The 21,261-nt window shown below is 68.4% G+C and carries 18 protein-coding genes and 1 tRNA gene; 8 read left to right on the top strand and 11 right to left on the bottom strand.

The window, feature by feature from the left end; all coding sequences use genetic code 11:
* The first annotated feature begins 95 nt into the window (after positions 1-95).
* A complete protein-coding gene (locus FB382_RS16335; protein WP_182540795.1) occupies positions 96-557 on the top strand; it encodes a nuclear transport factor 2 family protein in 462 nt (153 codons plus the stop codon).
* The gene (locus tag FB382_RS16340; protein WP_182540796.1) at positions 557-1,477 is read left to right on the top strand and encodes a TIGR03619 family F420-dependent LLM class oxidoreductase; all 921 of its coding nucleotides are present in this window, start codon (positions 557-559) and stop codon (positions 1,475-1,477) included. Before FB382_RS16335 ends, FB382_RS16340 begins: the two co-directional genes overlap by 1 nt.
* A gap of 27 nt (positions 1,478-1,504) precedes the next feature.
* Here the strand turns inward: FB382_RS16340 and FB382_RS21845 are convergent, their stop codons facing one another.
* Entirely contained in the window at positions 1,505-2,047 is a 543-nt protein-coding gene (locus tag FB382_RS21845) for an NAD-binding protein (RefSeq protein ID WP_425490135.1), read from the bottom strand.
* Positions 1,930-2,403 (bottom strand): NAD(P)-binding domain-containing protein, encoded by a 474-nt coding sequence (locus FB382_RS23125; protein ID WP_220481393.1) that lies wholly within the window; start codon positions 2,401-2,403, stop codon positions 1,930-1,932. Before FB382_RS23125 ends, FB382_RS21845 begins: the two co-directional genes overlap by 118 nt.
* A 189-nt stretch (positions 2,404-2,592) precedes the next feature.
* On the opposite strand from FB382_RS23125, the gene FB382_RS16350 reads away from it, so the two are divergent.
* From FB382_RS16350 to FB382_RS16360, 3 genes are all read left to right on the top strand, one after another.
* The gene (locus FB382_RS16350) at positions 2,593-2,979 is read left to right on the top strand and encodes a hypothetical protein (RefSeq protein WP_182540797.1); all 387 of its coding nucleotides are present in this window, start codon (positions 2,593-2,595) and stop codon (positions 2,977-2,979) included.
* 203 nt (positions 2,980-3,182) lie between these two features.
* The gene (locus FB382_RS16355) at positions 3,183-4,184 is read left to right on the top strand and encodes an alpha/beta hydrolase (protein WP_182540798.1); all 1,002 of its coding nucleotides are present in this window, start codon (positions 3,183-3,185) and stop codon (positions 4,182-4,184) included.
* Between the two features lie 73 nt (positions 4,185-4,257).
* Entirely contained in the window at positions 4,258-5,256 is a 999-nt protein-coding gene (locus FB382_RS16360) for an acyl-CoA synthetase family protein (protein ID WP_182540799.1), read from the top strand.
* 19 nt (positions 5,257-5,275) lie between these two features.
* Here FB382_RS16360 and FB382_RS16365 read toward each other — a convergent pair whose 3' ends face one another.
* Positions 5,276-7,609 (bottom strand): ATP-binding protein, encoded by a 2,334-nt coding sequence (locus FB382_RS16365; RefSeq protein WP_182540800.1) that lies wholly within the window; start codon positions 7,607-7,609, stop codon positions 5,276-5,278.
* A gap of 361 nt (positions 7,610-7,970) precedes the next feature.
* Between FB382_RS16365 and FB382_RS16370 the strand changes: the two genes are divergently transcribed.
* From FB382_RS16370 to FB382_RS16380, 3 genes are all read left to right on the top strand, one after another.
* The gene (locus FB382_RS16370; RefSeq protein ID WP_343055640.1) at positions 7,971-9,692 is read left to right on the top strand and encodes an AMP-binding protein; all 1,722 of its coding nucleotides are present in this window, start codon (positions 7,971-7,973) and stop codon (positions 9,690-9,692) included.
* A gap of 445 nt (positions 9,693-10,137) precedes the next feature.
* Entirely contained in the window at positions 10,138-10,752 is a 615-nt protein-coding gene (locus FB382_RS22965) for a LuxR C-terminal-related transcriptional regulator (protein ID WP_220481394.1), read from the top strand.
* A gap of 3,444 nt (positions 10,753-14,196) precedes the next feature.
* Positions 14,197-15,282 (top strand): tyrosine-type recombinase/integrase, encoded by a 1,086-nt coding sequence (locus FB382_RS16380; protein ID WP_182540802.1) that lies wholly within the window; start codon positions 14,197-14,199, stop codon positions 15,280-15,282.
* Between the two features lie 110 nt (positions 15,283-15,392).
* Here the strand turns inward: FB382_RS16380 and FB382_RS16385 are convergent.
* From FB382_RS16385 to FB382_RS16420, 8 genes are all read right to left on the bottom strand, one after another.
* Positions 15,393-15,465, bottom strand: a tRNA-Ala gene (locus FB382_RS16385).
* A 74-nt stretch (positions 15,466-15,539) separates the two neighbouring features.
* Positions 15,540-16,004, bottom strand: coding sequence for an SRPBCC family protein (locus FB382_RS16390; RefSeq protein WP_182540803.1), 465 nt, complete (start codon positions 16,002-16,004; stop codon positions 15,540-15,542).
* A 106-nt stretch (positions 16,005-16,110) separates the two neighbouring features.
* A complete protein-coding gene (gene sepX / locus FB382_RS16395; protein ID WP_182540804.1) occupies positions 16,111-16,977 on the bottom strand; it encodes a divisome protein SepX/GlpR in 867 nt (288 codons plus the stop codon).
* 85 nt (positions 16,978-17,062) lie between these two features.
* Positions 17,063-17,620, bottom strand: coding sequence for a GNAT family N-acetyltransferase (locus FB382_RS16400; protein WP_343055641.1), 558 nt, complete (start codon positions 17,618-17,620; stop codon positions 17,063-17,065).
* Positions 17,621-17,670: 50 nt separating this feature from the next.
* Positions 17,671-18,147: a MogA/MoaB family molybdenum cofactor biosynthesis protein gene (locus tag FB382_RS16405; protein ID WP_182540805.1), complete on the bottom strand. Its 477-nt coding sequence runs from the start codon at positions 18,145-18,147 to the stop codon at positions 17,671-17,673.
* Complete coding sequence (gene moaC / locus FB382_RS16410; RefSeq protein WP_182540806.1) at positions 18,144-18,626, bottom strand: cyclic pyranopterin monophosphate synthase MoaC; 483 nt, start codon at positions 18,624-18,626, stop codon at positions 18,144-18,146. The genes FB382_RS16405 and moaC overlap by 4 nt, the downstream gene beginning before the upstream one ends.
* On the bottom strand, positions 18,626-19,858 hold the full coding sequence (glp, locus tag FB382_RS16415; protein ID WP_182540807.1) for a molybdotransferase-like divisome protein Glp: 1,233 nt from the start codon (positions 19,856-19,858) through the stop codon (positions 18,626-18,628). Before glp ends, moaC begins: the two co-directional genes overlap by 1 nt.
* Positions 19,851-21,245 (bottom strand): UTP--glucose-1-phosphate uridylyltransferase, encoded by a 1,395-nt coding sequence (locus FB382_RS16420; protein WP_182540808.1) that lies wholly within the window; start codon positions 21,243-21,245, stop codon positions 19,851-19,853. Before FB382_RS16420 ends, glp begins: the two co-directional genes overlap by 8 nt.
* Positions 21,246-21,261 lie beyond the last annotated feature (16 nt).

Consider the following 21,261-nt stretch of genomic DNA (forward strand, 5'->3'; position numbering starts at 1 on the left):
CTTCGTCTGCTTCTGACGACGATCGAGCGCGGCTGCGCGGCGATCCGCGACCTCGACGTCATCTCCCTGCTCGCAACCGAACCGGAGGCAACCGCATGACCAGCCTGGAAGAACGACTGAAGCGCCTCGAGGACCGGGACGCGATCCACCAGCTCTTCGTCGACTACGGCCGACACCTCGATAGCGGCGACATCAACGCCTACGCCGCGCTCTTCACCGAGGACGGCGAGGTGATGCTCGGACCCCTGGGACGCACTCAGGGCCGGGACAACATCCGCGCGCTGATGGGCAAGGTGCTCGCCAACCGGGTCGGGTCGTCGTACCACGTGATCAGCAGCCCTCGGGTCGAGATCGATGGCGACCGGGCGACGTCCGAGGTGATGTGGACGGTCATCCAGCGCGACCCCGACGGAAAGCCGCGACTGACCTCGCTCGGGCGCCACGTCGACCAGCTCCGCCGCGAGAGCGGCGTCTGGCGGATCGCCGAGCGCCGCGGCTATGTCGATCTGCCCCAGAGGCTCCCCACCGTCAACGCCGACACCCACCAGGTGGACTGATGCGCTACTACCTCGACTACCAGCTCGCCGACGTCGACAACGGGGCCTGGCTGGATCCGGCCAACATGAAGCTGTTCGCCCAGACCTGCGAGGCGGCCGGCGTCGGTGCGATCGCGCTCACCGATCACCCGGCACCCTCACGCAAGTGGCTCGATGCCGGGGGGCACGACACCTTGGACCCGTTCGCGGGGCTCAGCTTCTTCGCGGCCTGCACCGACACGATCCGGTTGATGACCTACCTGACTGTGGTGCCGTACCGGAACCCCTTCCTGCTGGCCAAGGCCATGACCACGGTCGACGTGGTCTCGGGTGGCCGCGCGACGTTCACCCTCGGCACCGGCTACCTCCGCTCGGAGTTCGCCGCCCTCGGCGTTGACATGGATCAGCGCAACGGACTCTTCGACGAAGCGATGGAAGTCGTTCGCGGACTGCTCGCCTCGCCGCACGAGTTCCACCACGAGGGCAGCCACTTCAAGGCCCTCGGCGTCACCATGTCGCCACCCCCGATCCAGGCTCCCCACCCTCCCTTGTGGCTCGGTGGCAATGCCAAGGTCGTGCGAGACCGAGTAGCGCAGTGGGGCAACGGCTGGGCGCCGCTGACCCTGGGCGGGTCCATCTCGGGGAAGGTGTCACGCACAGCGCCGATCCCCGACCTTGCCCACTTCACCCGTCAGATCGGCGAGATCAAGGAGCACATGGACTCGCTTGGGCGCGATCCGGAATCCCTGGACGTCGCTGCACCCGGCATCAGGATGCTGAAGGCGACCGACTCGATGGACCAGAAGCACACTCACGTGGCCGAGCTCGTCGAGGCCGGGGTCACTTGGACGTCCGTGCCCTACGACAAGGTGAATTTCAAGCAGGCTCTGGAAGACATTGCCGCGTTCGGCGAAGACGTGATCACGGGGGCACTGGACTAGTCGGCAGACCGGATCGAAGCCCGACCCTCATCCGACCCGGTCCGGCTTCGCGTCGGGAGCCCGGTACCCGGTCGGGTAGCCCAAAGCAGCACCAATATTCGCCTGTGCATACCGCGCCATCGGCACGTCCACGCCGAGCCTTTCGGCCATCTCCAGGGCGTGACCGAGGTCCTTGCCGGCGAGTCCGAGCGGCAGTTGGAAGATGTCCCACCAGGGGTCATCCTCGGTCAGGTTTCGTGCGTTGTCGCGATGCATAACCGCCCCGGCACCTCCGGTGATCGCATCGGTGTGTCGGACCACACGCCCCAGGTCCTGCAGGCTCAGGCTGGCAGCTTCCGCCAGCCGGAGAGCCTCGTCGGTCGCGGTGTAGGAGATGAAGTGGAGCATGTTGCGAGCCAGCTTGAACGCCGTCCCCTTCCCGACCGGGCCGCAGTGCACGAGCTCAGAGCCCATCAGCCGAAACGGCTGTTCGATCGCGGTGAAGGCCGCCTCGCTGCCTCCGAACAAGATCGCAAGCGTGCCGGCCTCGGCACCCATCGCCCCTCCGCTGACAGGTGCGTCGGCGAACAACATGTCATGACGAGCCGCCAGGTCCTCCAGCCGTGCCGGAAGGTCGAGGAGATCGTCGAGTGCACAGCGATGACCGTGCCCGGCCTGGCCGCCCCGAAGATCTCCCCCATCACGTCGATCACCTGGTCGTCGGTGCGGACCATGATGCAGATGACCGAGCACTCGGCCGCCAGCTCGGCGACTGACTGAGCCGCCCTGGCCCCCTTGGCGACGAGTTCCTCGACAGGACTGGACACGACGTCGAACACACTCAGGCCACCGGGCCACTTCACCAGCTGCCCGGCCATCGGTTTTCCGATGTCTCCAAGGCCGATGAAGCCCACGCGGCCAGTCATGCAGTCGTCAGCAATCGTCATCGTCCTGCCTTTGGCAGATTGAAGGGATGGAAGTCCTTAGGACTCCTGTCAGGGTCAGGTGGAGGGCCCAGCACGCCGGGAGGCGTGATGAATGCTTCCCTCTCCTATAAGGAGAACGCTACACTCGCACCCTGTTGAGGCACGTTTCCAGTCTGCGTCTCAGAGATCGGCTGTGCAAGGCCATGAGGCTTGGCCGTCAAGGTAAGGAGCCGGATGTCATCGTCGCCGACCCGCTGGGTCAACCGCACCGGACTCCCAGTCAAGGTCTACGGCCGTGGAGGGTCGATCACGACGCTTGAACCCTCGAGCACCACGGCGCGCGTAGAACTCGATGCGATCGAGCGCACGGTCGTGAACGTTCTTGGTAGCGAGATCGAGACGATCGACCAGCATCTCGGCCGCGTCGTAGATCTACCGGATCCGACTGAGGACGTTGGCGTCATCGTCACGTCCGCGGTGGCAGGAGCGGCGAGAACCAACCGTGACGACCTGTGGGTGCCACACGACCTCATCCCCGACGACCGCGACGCTGGAATCAGCTGCCGCAGCCTGATCAGGCTCATCCGATCGGACTAGCCAGTCGTATCGGGGTGGGCCCCGCGATGGGAGCGAGCCTTGCGGTCGGCCGCCTCGGAGCCGCATGGGCTCGATCGAGTCCTCGGAGGAGCGGTGCCCCACCACCTGGCAGGGGCCGCGGCCTAGCCTCCAGCCGCGTGGAGGTAAGCGGACACAGTCTGCGGCGCTGAAACTGAAATCACACCCCTACGGAGGAGACCACCATGGCGGAAAGTGCTGCAAGCGACACCTATCCCGACACGCCGACGCGGCCCCCGTTCGATCCGGAGCTGGCGCCGCTGCTGCCGATGATCCGCGAGTTCAACTCGACCCTGAGCGCCGAGACGCTCGAGGCCGCGCGGTCGATGTCCGATGGCATCCCCGGAATGGAGCCGGCCGACCTGACGGCCGGTGGCGCCGTGTGCGTCGAGGAGCGTCAGGTGCCCGGTCCCGAGGGCGCACCCGACGTGACCCTGCTGATCCTCAGCCCGACCGCAGGCGAGGGGCCGCGTGCCGGGATCTACCACACACACGGCGGCGGCATGGTCGTCGGTGACCGTCGTACCGGGGTCGACCTCGTTCTTCCCTACGTCGCCGAAGGGCTTGCTGTCGCCGTCTCGGTGGAGTACCGACTCGCGCCCGAGCATCCCGACCCGGCCCCGGTCGAGGACTGCTATGCGGGCCTGCTCTGGACCGCGAAGAATGCGGCCGAGCTGGGTATCGACCCCGACCGGATCCTGATCGCCGGCGGGAGCGCAGGCGGTGGTCTCGCGGCCGGGACTGCGCTCCTGGCTCGCGACCGGGGCCTGCCACAGCTCAGCCACCAGATCTTGATCTGTCCGATGCTCGACGACCGCTTCCAGACCCACAGCAGCCGGATGCTCGACGGGGAAGGCATCTGGGACCGGAACGACAACCTGTACGGCTGGACCGCGCTGCTCGGGGAGAGGCGGGGCGGTCCGGACGTGTCGCCCTACGCTGCGCCCGCTCGCGCAGAAGACCTCGCAGGTCTTCCGCGCACCTTCATCGACGTTGGATCGGTGGACACGTTCCGCGACGAGGCACTCACCTACGCCGGCAGACTCTCACAGGCCGGGGTGCTCGTCGATCTCCACATGTGGGGTGGCGCCTTCCACGCATCCGAAGCGTTGGGCCCGTTCGCCGCGGTCTCCCGGGCGGCTGGGGCCGCCCGGGACGAGTTCATCCGTCGAGCGCTCGAGGCTTGAACCGCGCGTTGTGGGACTGCCCGAGGCTGCATCGTGGTCACCGGATGCAGGTAGCCCCGGAGAGGCCTCGGATTTGCGCGAGCTCATTGAGCGGTTGGACGTCGCCGACAACGGCGCCGCTGGTGCACTCCGGGTCATCGACCACTTCGACCACCTCGTCGAGGCGGGGGCGGCGACGACACCACTGGTCCGCGCCGCGGCCGCTCTGGCGGGCTGTCCTGCCGGCTTCCACGACGCGAGCCGAACCCTGACCCGCCGGTTCGCGAGTAACGGTCAAGCGCTCCCGGATGACGCGGACCACATCTGGCCACGTCTGAGCGTGCCCGGGCGGCCGGGGTCGTCTGTGTGGCTCGAACGAGTCGGCGACGCCGGTCCACTAGATCCGCTTGTCCTCGAGAGGTACGTCCGGGCCCTCCAATCGTCGACGACGGGCATGGTCGGCTCCACCACAGCGACCATCCGGATCGCGTGCGACGCTGACACGTCGAGCGCCGATCGGCGCGATGCTGTGGCGAAGCTGGGGCTGTCATGGCCTATCACTGTCGTCGCCACTGCCCTGGGAGTGCGGCTGTCGTCCCGGAGCACTCCGATCGGCAACCACGTCATCACGTTGTTTACTGGCTTGCCCACCTTCGCGGCGGGGGTTCGAGCCGGCACCGCACGAGCGGATGCCCTACCTGACCTGCCGCTGGGGGTCGGAAGGGCCCTCGTCGCGCTCCGAGTGACCGACCGGGTGGACGGCCCGGGCGCGTCGATCGTGCTGCACCACCACCTCAGCGCGCTGGCGTCGATCGCAGAGCGGTTCACGCCCGAGCAGGCCGCCGCCGTGGAAGACGTACGCAGGATCGAGGCCCTCCTCCCAGGCCACCCGTGGGTTGTCGACATTGTCCAGGCGGTCCTCGATCGATCGAGTCTTCGACAGGCTGCCTCCGTTCTGCACGTGCACCACTCGACACTCCAGGAGCGGCTCGCGTGGTTGGCGAACCACATCGGGTACGCGTTGACGCATCCCGGAGGTCGCCAACGTGCCGCGGTCGCCGTGCTTCTGTGGAGAGTCGCTCAAGCGGCCTAGTACCTGCGCAAAGCGCTGGTCAGTGACCGCTGCCCTCGTCGCTTAGATCGCCTCCGTCGCTGCGGATCCCTCCCTCAGTGACCCATGCGGCCACCTGCGTGCGCCTATTGAAGCCGAGCTTGCGGAGGATGTGGTCGACATGCGTCTCGGCAGTCCGTTCGGAGATCACGAGCCGGGCGGCGATGTCCCTGTTGGAGGCGCCTTGGGCGACCAGGCCGGCCACCTCGCGCTCACGAGGCGTCAGGGGCGACTCCGATTGTGACCGCCGCGCGACCGCAGGTACCGGAGCTGGCTCACCCAGTGCGTAGGCCACAGCCTCCCCGGGAGGCATGTCCATTCCACGACGGAATGCCGCCTCGAAGCGTTCTTCGCCGATGAGGTCGGTGGCGTGAGACGACCACGCGTCGTGGAAGGCGGTTGTGGCCGGATCGGTGGTCATCGACATTCCGGTGACTTTGTTCAGGCCCGCTGCTGCGCCCATCAGGGTCGCAGACCGTTCCGCGTTCCCCTGGGCGGACGCCAACCAGCCCAGGGTCTCGATGGCTACGCCCAGGCCGACGTAGTCCCTCAGGCTCGCCTTCATCCGGACGGCACTCTCCAGGTGCTCGGTGGACGTCGCGAGGTCTCCGCGTTGCCCTGCGACGTAGCCGAGGCCGACCAGTGCGTACGACGTCTGGTACAGCTCCCCCGTGCCGGCCAACACGTCAAGACAACGCTGATGTGCTGCGGCTGCCTCGTCGAGCTCGCCCTTCTCGGCGACCGTGAACCCGAGCAGCAAGTGCGCGGCTGCCTCATAGCCGCTCCTTGCGTCGGCGAGCGTCCTCGTTGCGGCCGGGAGCTGCCTGATCGCAGCGTCCCGGTCGCCACGCCACCGATCGACCATGGCCCTGTGCAACTGGAGCATCCCGAGCGTCGTGGGTTCCACGGTGTCATCGATCAACGCCGCAGCCTCGTCAAGCATCTGTTGAGCCGCGGGAAGATCCACCCGAACGGCCGCGGCCCAGGCCCCGAGGAGGAGCGCACGCGCGCGTTCGTCAGGGGTGCCTCCCGGCTTCGCCAGCAGGGCCTGCGCCCAGTGACCGGCTTCGCTCAGCTGGCCGTGCGCAGTCCAGTACGGCTCTAGCTGGTAGAGCATGCGGAGGCCAGTTCCAGGAGCGTCGTCTGTCTGGGCGGCGTCCAGGAAGGCGGCTCGCAGGTTCGGGATCTCACGCCTGATCCGTTCAAGGAGGGTCGGTTGCTCCGGACCGAACCAGCGCCCGTAGAAGTCGTCGACGAGCGTTGCACACCACGTCAGGTGGCGCTGCCGCCAGTAGTCGGTCCGCTCCTGGGCATCCAGCCTGCGGAGGCCGAACGAACGGATCGTTTCGAGCATCCGATAGCGGTCCTCGGTCCCCCTCGGATCTCGGAGGAGCACGGACCGGTTCACGAGGCCCGCGAGAACGTCGAGGATCTCCCGCTCGTCAAGACCCTCACCGCAGCATGCGCCTTCCACGGCTGCCAGATCGAGGCCGCCGGCGAAGACCGACGCACGCAGCCACAACTCTTGTTCCTGACGCGTGCACAGGTCGAAGGTCCACTCGACCGCGGCCAGCAGAGAGCGGTGACGGTCCGGTGCCGCCGCATAGCCCTTGCTGAGGAGTGCAAAGCGGTCTTCGAGCCGGTCCAGCATCGCTTGCGGCGTGAGGGTGCGGATCCGTGCGGCCGCGATCTCGACAGCGAGTGGACTGCCCTCGAGCGCCATGCACAGGCGTGCGACGGCCTCGGCATTGTCGGTCGTGAGACTAAAGGACGGCATCGCCGCCGTGGCACGATCAAGGAAAAGGCCCACAGCGTCGTACCGGGAGAGACCCTCGGGGGACCGCAAAGCCCGCTCGTCAGGAACTGACAACGCGGGCACCGACAGGATCGTCTCGCCAGCGACCTCCAACGGCACGATGCTGGTCGTGATGATCCGTAGTCGCGGACACGACCGCAGCAACTCGGCGACCAGGTTCGCAACCACGTCGACGAGATGCTCGCAGTTGTCCAGAGCCAGCAGCGCCTCACGGTCACCGATGAAGTCCGCCATTGCCGCAGGCGCCGACCTCTGCGATCCAAGCTGAAGGTCCATTGCCGCGGCAACGGTGTGCGCCAGCAACGACTCGTCCTGCAACTCGGCGAGCGACACGAACCAGACCCGGCGACCGAACTGACGCGAAAGCATTCCCACCGCCTCCGACGCCAACCGCGTCTTGCCCGCGCCCGCTGGTCCGGTCAGCGTCAACAGCCGCGACTCACCGAGCAACTTTCGAAGCGCCTGCAACTCTGCCCGTCGACCGACGAACCGGGTGGTCTCGAACGTCGAGCCCTCCATGGATCGACTGTATGCCGACCAGGGCCACTTTCCGGGTGACCCGATCATTTGCTCTCGCATGCCCTGAATTCGCGATCTATTCGCGCTTCGCAGCGTCCCAGAGGCGGCTCCCGGATCTCTCCAGAAACTGCCTCTGACCTGCAACTTCCTTTGTAGCGGGGGCAGGTGTGCGCCCTTGTCCTTCGGTCTCACGCGAGCATTGGTCGACAACGGACCCGGCACTCGCTGGCTCAAGTCGCAGACAAACTGAACTGCCTGTCTTGACGGGAAGTTGGTGGAAGACTCCCGCCGCCAACGACGGATCACGCGTCACCCCCATTTGCGGGTGGTCCGCGTGCGGCCGGCGCGAGAAGGTTGCGTCGTGAGCAACGCGAGTCCCCCCACCCTGAGCGCGACTACCGCTCTTGGCGCCGCTCGAGAGCGGCTCCTTGCCCTGCGCACGTCGTACGGCGAGGCCGTGGCGTCGTTCTCGTGGCCAGACGTCGGTCCGACGTTCAACTTCGTCCATGACTGGTTCGATGTCTTTGCCCGCGGGAATGAACGACCGGCGCTCGTGATCGCGGAGGAGGACGGCACCCGCCGCTCCTATTCCTTCGACGCGATGCTGACCAGGTCCGAGAAGGCGGCCGCGAACCTGCGGACGCAGGGAGTCGGGCCCGGCAACAGCGTCGTGGTCATGCTCGGCAATCAGGTCGAGCTGTGGGACAGCATGCTTGCCCTCATACGGCTTGGTGCGGTCATCATGCCGACCACGACGGCGGTTGGGCCGACCGAGCTGGCCGACCGGATCGATCGTGGCCGGGCGCGTGCGGTGATCTGCAATGCTGCGGACGCCGGGAAGTTTGACGCGGTGCCTGGCGACTATCTCCGCTTTGTCGTCGGCGAAGCGGATGGGTGGGAGCCATTCGCGCCGGCGGATGACGCTGAGGCGACGCGGATCGCCCATCCAGGTAACGCCAGTAGCGACCGACTGCTCCTTTACTTCACCTCGGGCACCACGAGCCGGCCGAAGCTCGTGGAACACACGCACGTCTCCTACCCGATCGGTCACCTCTCGACGATGTACTGGCTCGGGCTGAGGCCAGGCGACGTTCACCTCAACATCTCCAGCCCAGGTTGGGCCAAGCACGCGTGGTCCAACTTCTTCGCGCCATGGCTGGCCGAGGCAACGGTTTTCGTCTACAACCACGCCCGGTTCAACGCGGCCGAGCTGCTCGAGAAGATCCGGACAGAGGACGTGACCACGTTCTGCGCACCGCCGACGGTGTGGCGGATGCTCATCCAAGCCGACCTCTCCGGCGGCCCCGGCTCGCTCCGCGAGGCGATCGCCGCCGGGGAACCGCTCAACCCCGAGGTGATCAGCCAGGTCGAGCGGCACTGGGGCCTCACGATCCGGGACGGTTTCGGGCAGACGGAGACGACCGCCTGCATTGCGAACACCCCAGGCCAGGCCGTCAAAGCAGGATCGATGGGCCGACCGCTCCCGGGCGTCCCAGTCGCACTGCTTGATCCAGTGACCGGTACCGCCGTCGAGGGTTCAGGCGAGGGTGAGATCTGCCTCGAGTTGACGCCCCGGCCGCTGAACCTGATGACCGGATATCACGGCGACGGCGAGCGCAACGCAGGTGCGACGGCGGGCGAGTTCTACCACACGGGCGACATCGCCACTCGGGACAAGGACGGCTACATCACCTACGTCGGCCGCACCGACGACGTCTTCAAGGCCTCCGACTATAAGATCAGTCCGTTCGAGCTCGAGTCCGTGCTCATCGAGCACCCCGCCGTTGCCGAGGCGGCGGTGGTGCCCGCGCCCGATCCCGTGCGGCTCGCCGTGCCGAAGGCGTACATCGCGCTCGCTCCCGGCTTCGAGCCAACGCCGGACACCGCCGAATCGATCCTGGCGTACGCACGGGAGCACCTCGCGCCGTACCAGCGTGTACGTCGTCTGGAGTTCCACGACCTGCCCAAGACCATCTCAGGCAAGATCCGCCGCGTCGAGCTCCGTCACCGCGAGGTCGCGGTCGAGGGCGACCGTCCAGTGGGTGAGTACCGAGACGAGGACTTCCCCCAAGTCAGGCGCTAGGACGGCGTTCCCGCCCGCCGCGGCTCCGTCGCCGAGGTCGTCGCGCACTCCGGTTGAGACGCGACACTCCGAAGGATCATCGAGCGCCACACCCTGCCGCATCGAACGAGGGGGGCGGGGACTACCCCCGTTTGGGGGTAGTGCGTTGGCGGATGTGACAGTGCCCACCTAGCCTCAGTGCACACAGTTCTAGGAAGGCACGGCAATGGCGTTTCAACTCGCACCCGAGACGCCGTACGCCGGCGAGGGATTGGCCCGCGTGATAGCGGCGTTTCGACGTGCCGGGCGCATGGACATGGCATTTGGCGGCCGCGTGCTCCCTGAGCCTCGTCGGCTCCAGATCACCGAGCTCTGCGGTGCGAGGACTCGCTCGCTCGCCCAACTCATGGTTCGGCCTGGAGCGGGGCTGGGGGGCAAGTCTCTATTGCTCGGCCGTCCAGTCTCGGTGAGCAGCTATCCAGCAGCACAGGGCATCACGCACGTCTACGACCATGCCGTGAGTCAGGAGGGTCTCGAGACCGTGATCGCGCTGCCGATCATCGTGGACGACGTGCCTCGCATCGTGGTGTACCTCGCCAACCGGACCCAGGTGGGGCTTGGTGACCGGTGGTTCGACAGCCTTGCTCCGCTTGTGCGGAGGCTGGAGCGGGACATCGCGGTCGAAGACGAGGTGCGCCGCCGCCTGGACGAGATGAGGGAATGCCGTGCCGGCAACGAAGGGCTCACCCAGTCGGATCTGCGCGAGCTAAGCGACGAGCTCGCGGCCGTCGCCGAACAGGTCGACGATGAGACGCTGCGGGCTCGGATCGAGCTGCTACGCACGCGCCTGTCTCCCTCCGGCACCACAACACGGCGCCGGGCTGGAGTGGGTCTCGCTCCGCGCGAGGTCGACGTCCTCACCCAGGTCGCGCTGGGTCGGACCAACCGGGAGGCGGCGGAGCAGCTCGGGCTTCTGCCCAACACCGTCAACTCGTACCTGAAGACAGCGATGCGCAAGCTCGGGGCCAACAACCGGGTCCGGGCGATTACCGCCGCGCGTGAAACAGGCCTGATCACCTGACCGGACGTCCTGGGCGGGAGTATGGACACGTTGAACCGAATGAGTGGTCCAGAGGATTTTCCGGATCCCGAACGGCGGCCTTTCGAGTCCCGTGGGCTGCGTTCTGGCAGTCAGGGCCGGCTCGTTCGTGTGCAGCCGCGCAGTCGAGATCCGGGGTCACGCGGCGGTTCGACGCACGGCTGTGTACGGAATCATTCGGCCGCACATCCTCGTGGATCACGAACCCCGATCGATCTCGAGCGGTGCGCCTGGCAGAGATGGCCGTGAGCACCAAGGCGGTGATGAGAATGTTGACGTGTGCACAAACGACTCGCTCCCGTGCGTTGACGAGTGGACCTTGCACGGAACGCGATGCCGGCGCAGCGTATGAATTTCGCTGATCCGAGCTGCTTGTAGGTCGTGTCTGAGACCCGCCGATCCCGCCGTTCTGCCAGCAGACAGAACGGCCCGATGAACACGTGCCGAGCCCCTCTTGCCAGTTGGTTCGAGCTCTACAACACTCGACGGCCACGAACTCAGCACTTCCCCGATCGAGGTCAAGGGGCGCAGAAGCAACGGCGGCACCGCATCAACGTCCCGGCCGGCAGCACCGGGGCCGTCGACGCCCAGCAGCCGAGCCCGCCTCGAGCGCGTTCACGCCATTCATGACCTCGAACGCGAGCCGGCTCGCGATGAGCACCTGTCCCGGCAGTATCGGAGCCGGCCATGCCCGCCGCGCTCCACGCCCTCATGCTCGGACCGCCCCATAACCGGGCCGGTCCACCGCACTCAAGTCCCGGCGCCGTCGCTACCGTGGACCGTCCACGAGCAAGCACCCTCGGGTCGTTGATCACCCCCGGCGACCGCCTCGGACGCCGGCGGTCATCCGACAGTCGCGCCGACACCCGCTCTCCCCTGTCTACTGTGGCCGTCGTCGCGTACACGCTCTCATCCCGGTCGAGCTCTCGAGCCGCCGCAACTTCGTCGCCCCGCGGACTGTCAGCGTCCCCCCTCACCACCCGACCGCCTCGCCCAGCGACAGACTCTCCCCTTCGGTCAACTCCCGCAGCGCCTCACCAGCTCGCTTCTCGGCCTCGACCACCGCTGCATCCGCTGACCAATTGCAACCATGACCTGCTCGGCGAGGTCAACGGCCTCCGGCTCGCGCTCTCACGCTCCGGCCGACGCTTCTCGGCATGTCCCGCGCCGTACGCCGCACCCGCTGCCTGATCGTCTGCCGGCTCATCCGGACCTCACTCGTGTTGACCTGGATCTGACAGTCACCGACGACGCATCCCGGCCCGGGAGCGATCACAAACCCCCACATCCCCCTGACGCCCGCCCGGACCACGACGTCCGAACCATCACCGACACCCTCAACCTTCCCCCCAATTTCACACGGCCGACGATGTGTCACACACCTCTTGCATCTCCAGCTCTCTCCTGTTTCGATTGTGCGAAATAAGGACGCGTCCCCCAGTTAGCGGGAGTTTCGATGGCCGATGACAATCAGCAGCCGGAAGACGTCCGAACCTGCCCGAACTGCGGCGAAGCCGTCGCCTACCGCGGTGTCGGCCGACGCCCCGTCTGGTGCTCGACCCGGTGCCGCAACGACGCCGCCCTGTGTCGACTCGGCGCGCGTAAGGGCGCCATCGAGGTCCGACTGGTGGAGGTTCCCCGCCATCGCCCGGCGGACACGTGTGCCGAGTCCGAACCGCTGTCCCCGGCCTCAGGCCAGCCGACCCCGAAGGCTGACGCAGACCCGCGGGGGGCGCAGCACCGCTCCCCCGAACAAGCCCTTCGGGCTATACGAAACGATCCCGGGGCAGTCGGGAAGCTCTTGGCCCACCTCGAGCGTCGCCGCTCCGACGGCACCCTTCTCGGCGCCGAGTGGCTACCCGTGCGGAACGCACTTCGCCTGATCGCCGAAGCGCTTCCGCCGGGTACGGAACGGCGAGAGCAGAACTCTTGAGCCTGCTTGTGAGCTGCTCCGGTTCCGGTTAGTTTGCCCTTCGCATCGTCCCACACTCAGAGCAATTGCAAAGCTGGTTCCACCGACGGCTGAGCGTGAAGCTGTGCAATGCAGAGGCAGCAACCGGTCTCCCTCGCGCAGAACCGTCGACCCGCCTTTGAACGTCAAGTACGGCCGCTGGCGCAGGGCCGAGTCGGCTTAGAAGGCGACCTACGAACTGGCCGATTCGCGGTGGAAGAACTCTGGTGGAAATCATCGGTCTCGGGTCATCTGAGATGCGGTAGACGAGGATCTCTGTACCGAGGAACGCCCCAGCCGTGTGGAGGATCAGGGAGCCCTGCCCGCATGTTCGCTCGCGCCGACGCTAGCAATTGTTGGGCGATGGCAGCTGAGGTTCAGGCGGTGGTCGAGCGAGAAGGTAGTTCGTTCTCGTGCGCTTTCTCCGGGGCGTGTCCGCGGTTTCGCCCCGACAGGGACGGGAGGAGGACTTGGCATACGAGGGAAGTGGAAGTGCACGAGCATGCGTGGGGGCCGCCGACCAGCAAGTTTTGCAGTCCGTGTAACGAATATCACGTGGACACGGGGGAGGCTATTTGGCCGACGGTTCTCGCTTGACTACCCACGAGTACCGGAGCCCCTGAAGTTCGGCTGGGGAAATGTTAGCGCTCGCTTCGGGACGACCTTGTGGCAATTGGGACCTATGCACGAATACTTTCCAGTAGGTTTTTTCCGATATCCAGGCCCCACGCCCGCCATTCTTTCGGCCTGTGGACGACCGCTGTCAGTTAAGCCAAGTCTTGCGAGCGCGGGCTTTACTTCGACCATTAGTGTTGCGCCGCTGTCGTTTTGACAAGACCCCCCCAGAGCGACAGCGAAGGGGAACATCCGGCCGCGGACTCAAGGGAGCGCCTGGGTCCGCGGCCGGGTGTTCAAAGCACTTTCCCTCTCGGCGCTCGGCCCCGGCAGTTGGCTTATGCGCAGTCATTCGGTGCATCGCTCCGCGCCGTCCGCCACCATCGGTCTTCGCAGTGCGAGGAGTCACCCTCGACTCCGTCCTAGACCGGAGCGTCATAGTGGGCGCTAAGCAGCGTCAAGGACCTATCGGCCGCACGGCCCACGTCGATGAAGGACCGCGAGCGGCCGTGCGGCAGCCTGCATCCTCAGATGCGCAAGCAACTCAGGAATTTCACAGGCGACATTGATCGCTCGGCGGGGCTCCGCGTTCTTAGGTGACCGTCAGAGAATCGCGGGCGGCGCACGGCCGCTCCGGGTGGTCGGAGGTGACCAGATGGAAACGTTGGAGGAGATCCTGACCAGCAGTGAGGTGGCCAAGTGGATCCGGGTGTCGGAGTCGACGCTGTGCCGCTGGCGGCAGCGTGGGATGGGTCCGCGGGTGACTTGGATGACGCCGACCTGTCCGCGGTATCGACGCCTCGACGTCGAGCAGTGGCTAGCAAGGGCGTCGTAGGCGCGCCGCGAGGAGGGCGACCCAGATGATTGAGAAGACTCCCAACGGTCGGTTCCGAGGGCGACTCAAGAGCGGTCGGCAGTTCGTCACCAGCCGCACGTTCGACACCAAGAGGGAGGCGAGCGACTGGCTGGCGCGAGAGCGCGCGGCCTTGGTCGGCGGGGTTGATCCCCGCACCGGGCGGCGTCTTGTGCGGGCACTGTTGGAGGAGTGGCTGGCCATCCGCGAGTTCACGGTGGCGGCAAAGACGTATCGCACGGACCAGGCACTGCACCGGTTGGTCCCCACGAGCATCCAGGCGATGCAGGTGGCGGCCGTCTCCGAGCGTGAGGTCGCCCGTTCGTTCGAGACGCTGATCCACGGTGGTCTCAGCGAACGATCGGTGGTCCGGTACCGCGCGAGCCTGTCCAGCTTCTTCGCCTGGTGCGTGCGGGAGAAGATCATCGTGCGGAACCCGGTGACCGGAACGAAGGTGCCCCGATCTTCGGAGGAGCCGACCGAGATGCGGCCGTGGACGGAGGGGGAGCTCGAGGCCGTCTACGAGCGGTGGCGCGAGCACGACCCACACCTGGCCGACGTGCTGCTCGTGCTTGGCTGGACCGGGATGCGGTGGGGCGAGGCGCGGGCGGTACTGGTCGAGGACGTGGTCGAGGTGCCTACGGCCGGCCTGCTGGTGCGGCGCTCGCAGACCGAGGGCGGGGCGGTGAAGGCGACCAAGGGTCGGCGGGGGCGCCGGGTGCCGGTGGCCGACCGGATCCTGCCGATCATCCGGAGACTCATCGTCTCCAAGGAGCCCACCGACCTGCTGCTGACCACCGCGGGTGGCGCCCGGCTGCACCGCACCGCAGTGCTGCGGACGGTGAAGTGGGACCGGACGGGTGGCGGCCGGCGGGTCCACGACCTGCGGCACACCGCGGCGTGCCTGTGGCTGGCACGCGGTGTGGACCCGGGCACGGTCCAGGCCTGGATGGGACACGAGTCGATCGCCACGACCAACCGGTACCTGCACTTCCTGGGCACCTCGGCCGACCAGGCGGGGCTGGACCGGCTCAACGACCCGAACCGTGGCCCTCAGCGGGCGACGGAGAGGCCGGGGGTACGCGGGGGGTAAGCTGACAGGCTTTCGCGGCGAACTCCGCCGGTGTCAGTCCAGCGGTGTGATCGGCAGGGGATGCGAGAACCCGCAGGCCAGGGCGACCTGCGGGTTCTGTTGTCATTGGGTGGAGCTGAGGGGATTCGAACCCCTGACCTTCTCATTGCGAACGAGACGCGCTACCAACTGCGCCACAGCCCCAGTGCGCCCGAAGACGCGGTGGGAAGGTTAGCACCCGGTGCGGGGCGCTTCCCAATCGGTTGGGCACCGGCGCGTCAGGCCCTCACGGCCTTCTCGATCTCCTCCATGCCTTGGCGGGCGTAGCCCTGCCAGAGTCGCCCGAAGACCGGCATGAGCAGGGCGCCGACGCGGGTCGGGGTGATGCTCCAGGCCCAGGTGATCTCGACGCCGGTGCCGGCCTCGGCGAAGGTCCACATCCCCCGGACACCGGCGACCAGCGCCTTGTTGGGCCCGGTGATCGCGTCGATCTCGTAGCCGAACCGGTGCGGCCGCTCGAGGGTCGTGAGGGTCTCCCGCATCGACCCGCCGTCGGAGGTGCGGATCGTGCGCTGCTGGCCGAGCACGCCCCAGGTGCCGTCCTGGTCGACGCGCGTGATCGGCGGGATGGCGACGTACCGGCGTGCGAAGAGCTGCGTGAGCGGCATCGGCAGCACCAGGTCGAAGGCCGCCTCCACCGTCGTCGGGAAGGTGCGCGAGTGGGACAGCTCGACGGGGCTCATGGCGCGACGCTAGCGCACCACTTACCGGGCACTCCTGGACGTTCTGGAGGGTTGCAACCCTCCAGAACGTCCGGGATCGCCGGTGAACCGGTGATCCCGCCAGGACTCAGGACCCGACGGCACGGTGGTCCTCGCCCTCGGCCTGACGGGCCCGGGCGGCCTTGTCGGCCTCCTCGGCCTCGCGGGCGATGGCGTAGTCGGCGTCGGTGCGGCCGGAGGTCCAGACGCCGGAGTCGTCGAGGTTGATGGTGCGGACGGTGCGGCGGGTGGCGGCAGGCTTGGTGACGTACGTCGGGAGGGTGACCGGCACCGGGTCCCACAGGGTCGGGTCGATGCGGGCGGCGGCCATCTCGGAGGTGTCGTCCATGTTGACGGGCACGGTGACTGGCATGGCCATCCGGGCGATCGGGTCAACGACCGGAGCCTTCTCCGGCGCGGTCTCCTCGTCCTCCTCCTCGGGCTCCAGCGGCAGGCGGCGCGAGGGCGAGGCCACGCCCCGCTCGCGCTTGACCATCAGGCGGCAGGCGACGAGCCACGCCACGAGCAGGGCGACCGGCGCGGCCACCGAGAGCCACGGGACGACCGCGAAGGCGGCGAGGCCGATGACGAGGGCGTTGACCACCAGGATCGCGGAGAGCACGCGACGGCGACGGCGGGCCGCGGCGTTGGCGGCCTCACGACGGGCACGGAGCTGCGCAGGGGAAGGCGCAGCTGCGGCGTGTTCGGGGGCGGAGGGAGCGTGGGTGGCCTTGGTCGTCACGACCGGGGCCGACGTGCTGCGACCCGGCTGGACGACCAGGCGGGCGTTGCGGGTGCTGACCGGCTCGCGGCGCGCGAGGACGCGCATCGTGTGCGAGAAGCGGTCGACGGACCGGCTCCGGACCACGTCCTCGTGGTGCTGGAGCGCCTTGGGGACGAGGTACACGGCCCACGCGACGGCGAGGGCGACGAAGATCCACGAGCTGAGGTCCACGAGTGAGAGGTTAGGTGCGCTAGCGCAGGACGGTGCGGATGTCTACACGTGTGTCGCGAAATGACTCGTGGGACTCATGTGATTTTCAGGTTCCGGCGCCCTGCAGCCGGGCCAGCATCCCCTCGGGGCACTCCTCGACGGTCACCGCGAAGATCCGGTGGTCGCGCCAGGCCCCGTCGATGTGCAGGAACCGCGGCGCGTAGCCGACCTCCCGCAGGCCGAGCTTCTCCACCACCCGCAGCGAGTTGGAGTTCTCCGGCCGGATCGCGATCTCGACCCGGTGCAGCCCGGCGGTGGTGAAGCAGTGGTCGATCACCAGCGCCACGGCCGTCGGCATCACCCCGCGGCCGGCGAAGTCCCGGTCCAGCCAGTAGCCGACCGACGCGAACTGCGCCGAGCCGCGCACCACGTTGTTGACGGTGACCTGCCCGGCGAACCGGCCGCCGACCACCAGCGCGAAGGGGTACGTCGATCCCTGGCGCGCGAGCCTCCGCAGCCGCCGGACCAGCGCGCGGAACGAGGTCGGCCGGGCATCGGCGCCGGGCGGGACCGTGGCGTCCCACGGGGCCAGCCAGGCCGCGTTGCGCCGGCGGGCGTCGCGCCACGCACGGGCGTCGCGGGCCGCCAGAGGTCGGAGCGTCACGTCACCGGACGAGAGCCAGGCGGGCCAGGCGCTCCTCGGCGGACCGCCGCTCAGTGGTCGCTCCCGACGACCTGCTCGACTGCGTGGACGAGGACCGGCCGCAGCACCGCCAGCCCGTCCTTGACGCCGCCGCGGGAGCCGGGGAGGTTCACGACCAGGCACGACCCCACCACGCCGGCCAGGCCGCGGGACAGCACCGCCGACGGGACGTCGTGGGCGACGCCGTACGCGCGGATGGCCTCCGCGATGCCGGGCACCTCGAAGTCCAGCAGCGCACGGGTCACCTCGGGAGTGCGGTCGGTCGGGGTGAGCCCCGTGCCGCCGGTGGTCAGCACGCAGCGCGCGCCGCCGGCCGCGGCGGCCGCGATCGCGGCGCCGACGGGCTCCCCGTCCGGCACCACCACGGGCTCGTCGACGGCGAAGCCGAGCTCGGCCAGGAACGCCACGATGAGCGGCCCGGTCTCGTCGGCGTAGACCCCGGCCGCGGCCCGGTTGGAGGCCACCACGACCTCCGCGCGCATGCTCATCGGTCGGTCTTCCGGACCCAGTCCCCCGACTTGCCGCCGGTCTTGGTCTCGACGCGGACGTCGGTGATGACGGCACCCTTGTCGACGGCCTTGACCATGTCGACGACGGTCAGCGCGGCGACCGAGACCGCGGTGAGGGCCTCCATCTCCACGCCGGTGCGGTCGGTGGTCCGGACCGTCGCCGCGATGTCGACGGAGTCGTCGGAGACGACCAGGTCGACGGTGACGCCGGAGATCGCCAGGGGGTGGCACAGCGGGATCAGCGCCGGGGTCTGCTTGGCGCCCATGATGCCCGCGAGCCGGGCCACCGCGAGGGTGTCGCCCTTGGGGACGCCGGCGCCGCGCAGCAGCGCGACGACCTCCGCGGAGACGAGCACCCGGCCGGAGGCCGTCGCCGTACGCGCCGTGACGTCCTTGCCGGAGACGTCGACCATCCGGGCGGCGCCGGACTCGTCGACGTGGGTGAGCCGGTCGTTCATCAGAACTCCTCGTCGAGCCACAGGACCTGCACCTGCTCGCCCGCCGGCACCGACGTCACGTCCTCGGGCACCACGACGAGCGCGTTGGAGGACGCGAGGTCACCGATCAGGTGCGAGCCGTGCCCGCCCACCGGAGTCACGAACGGCCCACCGCGGTCGACCGCGAAGTCGCCCCGCACGAACTGCCGGCGCCCCGCGGGCGAGGAGATCGGGTGGGTCAGCCGCGCGCGACGGGTCGGGCGGGACACCGGCGACAGGCCCATCATCGTGCGGATGGCGGGCAACACGAACACCTCGAAGGAGATGTACGACGAGACCGGGTTGCCCGGCAGCGTGAAGATCGGGGTCGCGTCGTCGCCGACCGTGCCGAAGCCCTGCGGCTTGCCCGGCTGCATGCCCACGCCGCCGAACCACATCGTGTCGAGCGGCCGCAGCGCCTCCTTGACGACGTCGAAGTCGCCCTGCGAGACGCCGCCGCTGGTGACGACGAGGTCGGCGCGGACGAGCTGGTCGTCGAGCGCGTCGAGGAAGGCCCGCGGCTCGTCGGGCACGATCCCGACCCGATAGGCGATGGCGCCGGCGCGTCGCGCGGCGGCGGCGAGGAGGTAGGAGTTGCCGTCGTAGATCGTGTCGTGGCCCAGGGGCGTCCCGGGCTCGCGCAGCTCGGAGCCCGTGGACAGGATCACGACGCGGGGCCGGGGACGGGAGCGCACGGTCGCGCGTCCGACCGACGCGAGCAGCCCGACGTGGCGCGGCCCGAGGACGGTGCCGTGCTCGATGAGCACGTCGCCCTCCTGGACGTCCTCGCCGGCGCGGCGGACGTGCTGCCCGAGGGTCGGGGCCTTGTCGATGCGGACCTTGGCGACGCCCCGGTCGGTCCACTCGTAGGGGACGACGCTGTCGGCACCGGTGGGCACCGGTGCTCCCGTCATGATCTTCACGGCCGTGCCGGGCGACATCGCGAGCAGCCGGGCCTGGCCGGCGCCGATCTCGCCGACCACCGGCAGGTGCACCGGCGACTCCGCGGAGGCCGAGGCGACGTCGGCCTGGCAGACGGCGTACCCGTCCATGCCGGAGTTGTCGAAGGAGGGGAGCCGGATCGGCGCGACGACGTCCTCGGCGGCCGCGAGCCCGAGGGACTCCATGAGCGGCTGCGGGTAGTCGGGGAGCGGCGCGACCGCGTCGAGGATGCGACGGAGGTGGTCCTCGACGGTGGTGACGTCCTCAGCCATCCGTCGGCTCAGCCTCGCTCAGCACCGTGCCGGCCTCGACCCGCTGGGCCGACTTCGCCGCGAGCTCGACCTCGCCCACGACCTGGACGCCGCGGCCGAACGTGAAGTCGCCGTCGACCTTGAGCGCGGAGGCCTTCCGCATCGACGGCGCACCGTCGGGGAAGCGCTTGTCGAAGTCGCCGACCAGCTTGTAGAAGTCGCCGTGGAGCTCGACGTAGGGCAACTCGACGCTCACCTGGTCGAGCACGAAGTCCTGGCCGATGTCGTAGACGTCGGAGCGCAGCACCAGCAGGTCGTTGGTGGTCTTCACCGGCACGAACCGGTCGCGCCCGACCTCGATCAGCTGCGAGCCCTCGAACACCTCGATCGCCGCGCCCATCGCGGTCTCGACCTGGATCACCTCGGGCGTCGACGTGTCGCCCGGGTCGACGGTCTTGACGTTGCGGATCAGGGGCAGGCCCAGGACGCCGTCGCGGGCGTCGAGGACGTCGCGCATCGCGACCAGGTCGAACCACAGGTTGTTGGTCGAGCAGAACTGGTGGCGGTCCAGGTCGGCGAGCGCGGCCTGGTCCTCCGGAAGCGTCTGGGCGGTCTCGCGCAGCACCAGCCGTCCGTCGTTCTTGCGGCGGGCGAAGTGGCCGCCCTTCTTGTCCGAGGCGGTGCGGCGCACGGCCTCGATCGCGAACGGCGCCCCCGACGTGGCGAACCATCCGGCCACCCGCGGGTCCGGGACGGCGCCGAGGTTGTCGGAGTTGGAGACGAAGACGCGCTCGTAGCCGGCCTCGATCAGGCGGTCGAGCAGGCCGGTGCCGCGCAGCGCGGTGTAGAGGTCGCCGTGGCCCGGCGGACACCACTCGAGGTCGGGGTCCTTGGGGTAGGACACCGGCGAGAGGTCCTTCGCCAGCAGCTTGGGCTCCTTGTTCTGGAGGAACTCCAGCGGCAGCCCGTCGACGGCGAGGTCCTCGTAGCGGGCCAGCGCGGCCATCGTGTCGGCGGAGGTGCGGAAGCTGTTCATGAAGATCAGCGGCAGGGTGGCGTCGTGGACCTTGCGCAGGTGCAGCACCTGCCGGGCGATGATGTCGAGGAACGACAGCCCGCGGCGCACGCACAGCAGCGACTTGGCGCGGTCCATGCCCATGGAGGTGCCGAGCCCGCCGTTGAGCTTGATGACGGCGGTCCGGCGGATCGCCTCCGCGGCGTCCTCCTCGGACACGCTCACGTCGGAGAGCGAGGGGATGTCGACCGGCTCGATGCTCGACTCGGGGATCATCCCCGTCTCGCCGTGCTCCAGCAGCCGGTAGTAGTGCGCGAACGTCTCGATCGCGACCTCGTCCACCCCGGCGTCGCGCATCTTGTCGCGTGCCCGGTTCAACCCTGCGCTTCCCATGCCACCGATCGTAGGC

It is taken from the genome of Nocardioides ginsengisegetis, assembly GCF_014138045.1.
GTDB classification, from domain to species: domain Bacteria; phylum Actinomycetota; class Actinomycetes; order Propionibacteriales; family Nocardioidaceae; genus Nocardioides; species Nocardioides ginsengisegetis.

What these genes read in the sequence shown, in the direction of transcription:
- FB382_RS23125 (WP_220481393.1), bottom strand. Translation starts at nt 2,403, where the DNA reads ATGACGATTGCTGACGACTGCATGACTGGCCGCGTGGGCTTCATCGGC.
- FB382_RS16340 (WP_182540796.1), top strand. Translation starts at nt 557, where the DNA reads ATGCGCTACTACCTCGACTACCAGCTCGCCGACGTCGACAACGGGGCC.
- FB382_RS16335 (WP_182540795.1), top strand. Translation starts at nt 96, where the DNA reads ATGACCAGCCTGGAAGAACGACTGAAGCGCCTCGAGGACCGGGACGCG.
- FB382_RS16390 (WP_182540803.1), bottom strand. Translation starts at nt 16,004, where the DNA reads ATGAGCCCCGTCGAGCTGTCCCACTCGCGCACCTTCCCGACGACGGTG.
- FB382_RS16405 (WP_182540805.1), bottom strand. Translation starts at nt 18,147, where the DNA reads ATGAGCATGCGCGCGGAGGTCGTGGTGGCCTCCAACCGGGCCGCGGCC.
- glp (WP_182540807.1), bottom strand. Translation starts at nt 19,858, where the DNA reads ATGGCTGAGGACGTCACCACCGTCGAGGACCACCTCCGTCGCATCCTC.
- moaC (WP_182540806.1), bottom strand. Translation starts at nt 18,626, where the DNA reads ATGAACGACCGGCTCACCCACGTCGACGAGTCCGGCGCCGCCCGGATG.
- FB382_RS16420 (WP_182540808.1), bottom strand. Translation starts at nt 21,245, where the DNA reads ATGGGAAGCGCAGGGTTGAACCGGGCACGCGACAAGATGCGCGACGCC.
- FB382_RS16355 (WP_182540798.1), top strand. Translation starts at nt 3,183, where the DNA reads ATGGCGGAAAGTGCTGCAAGCGACACCTATCCCGACACGCCGACGCGG.
- FB382_RS16365 (WP_182540800.1), bottom strand. Translation starts at nt 7,609, where the DNA reads ATGGAGGGCTCGACGTTCGAGACCACCCGGTTCGTCGGTCGACGGGCA.
- FB382_RS16380 (WP_182540802.1), top strand. Translation starts at nt 14,197, where the DNA reads ATGATTGAGAAGACTCCCAACGGTCGGTTCCGAGGGCGACTCAAGAGC.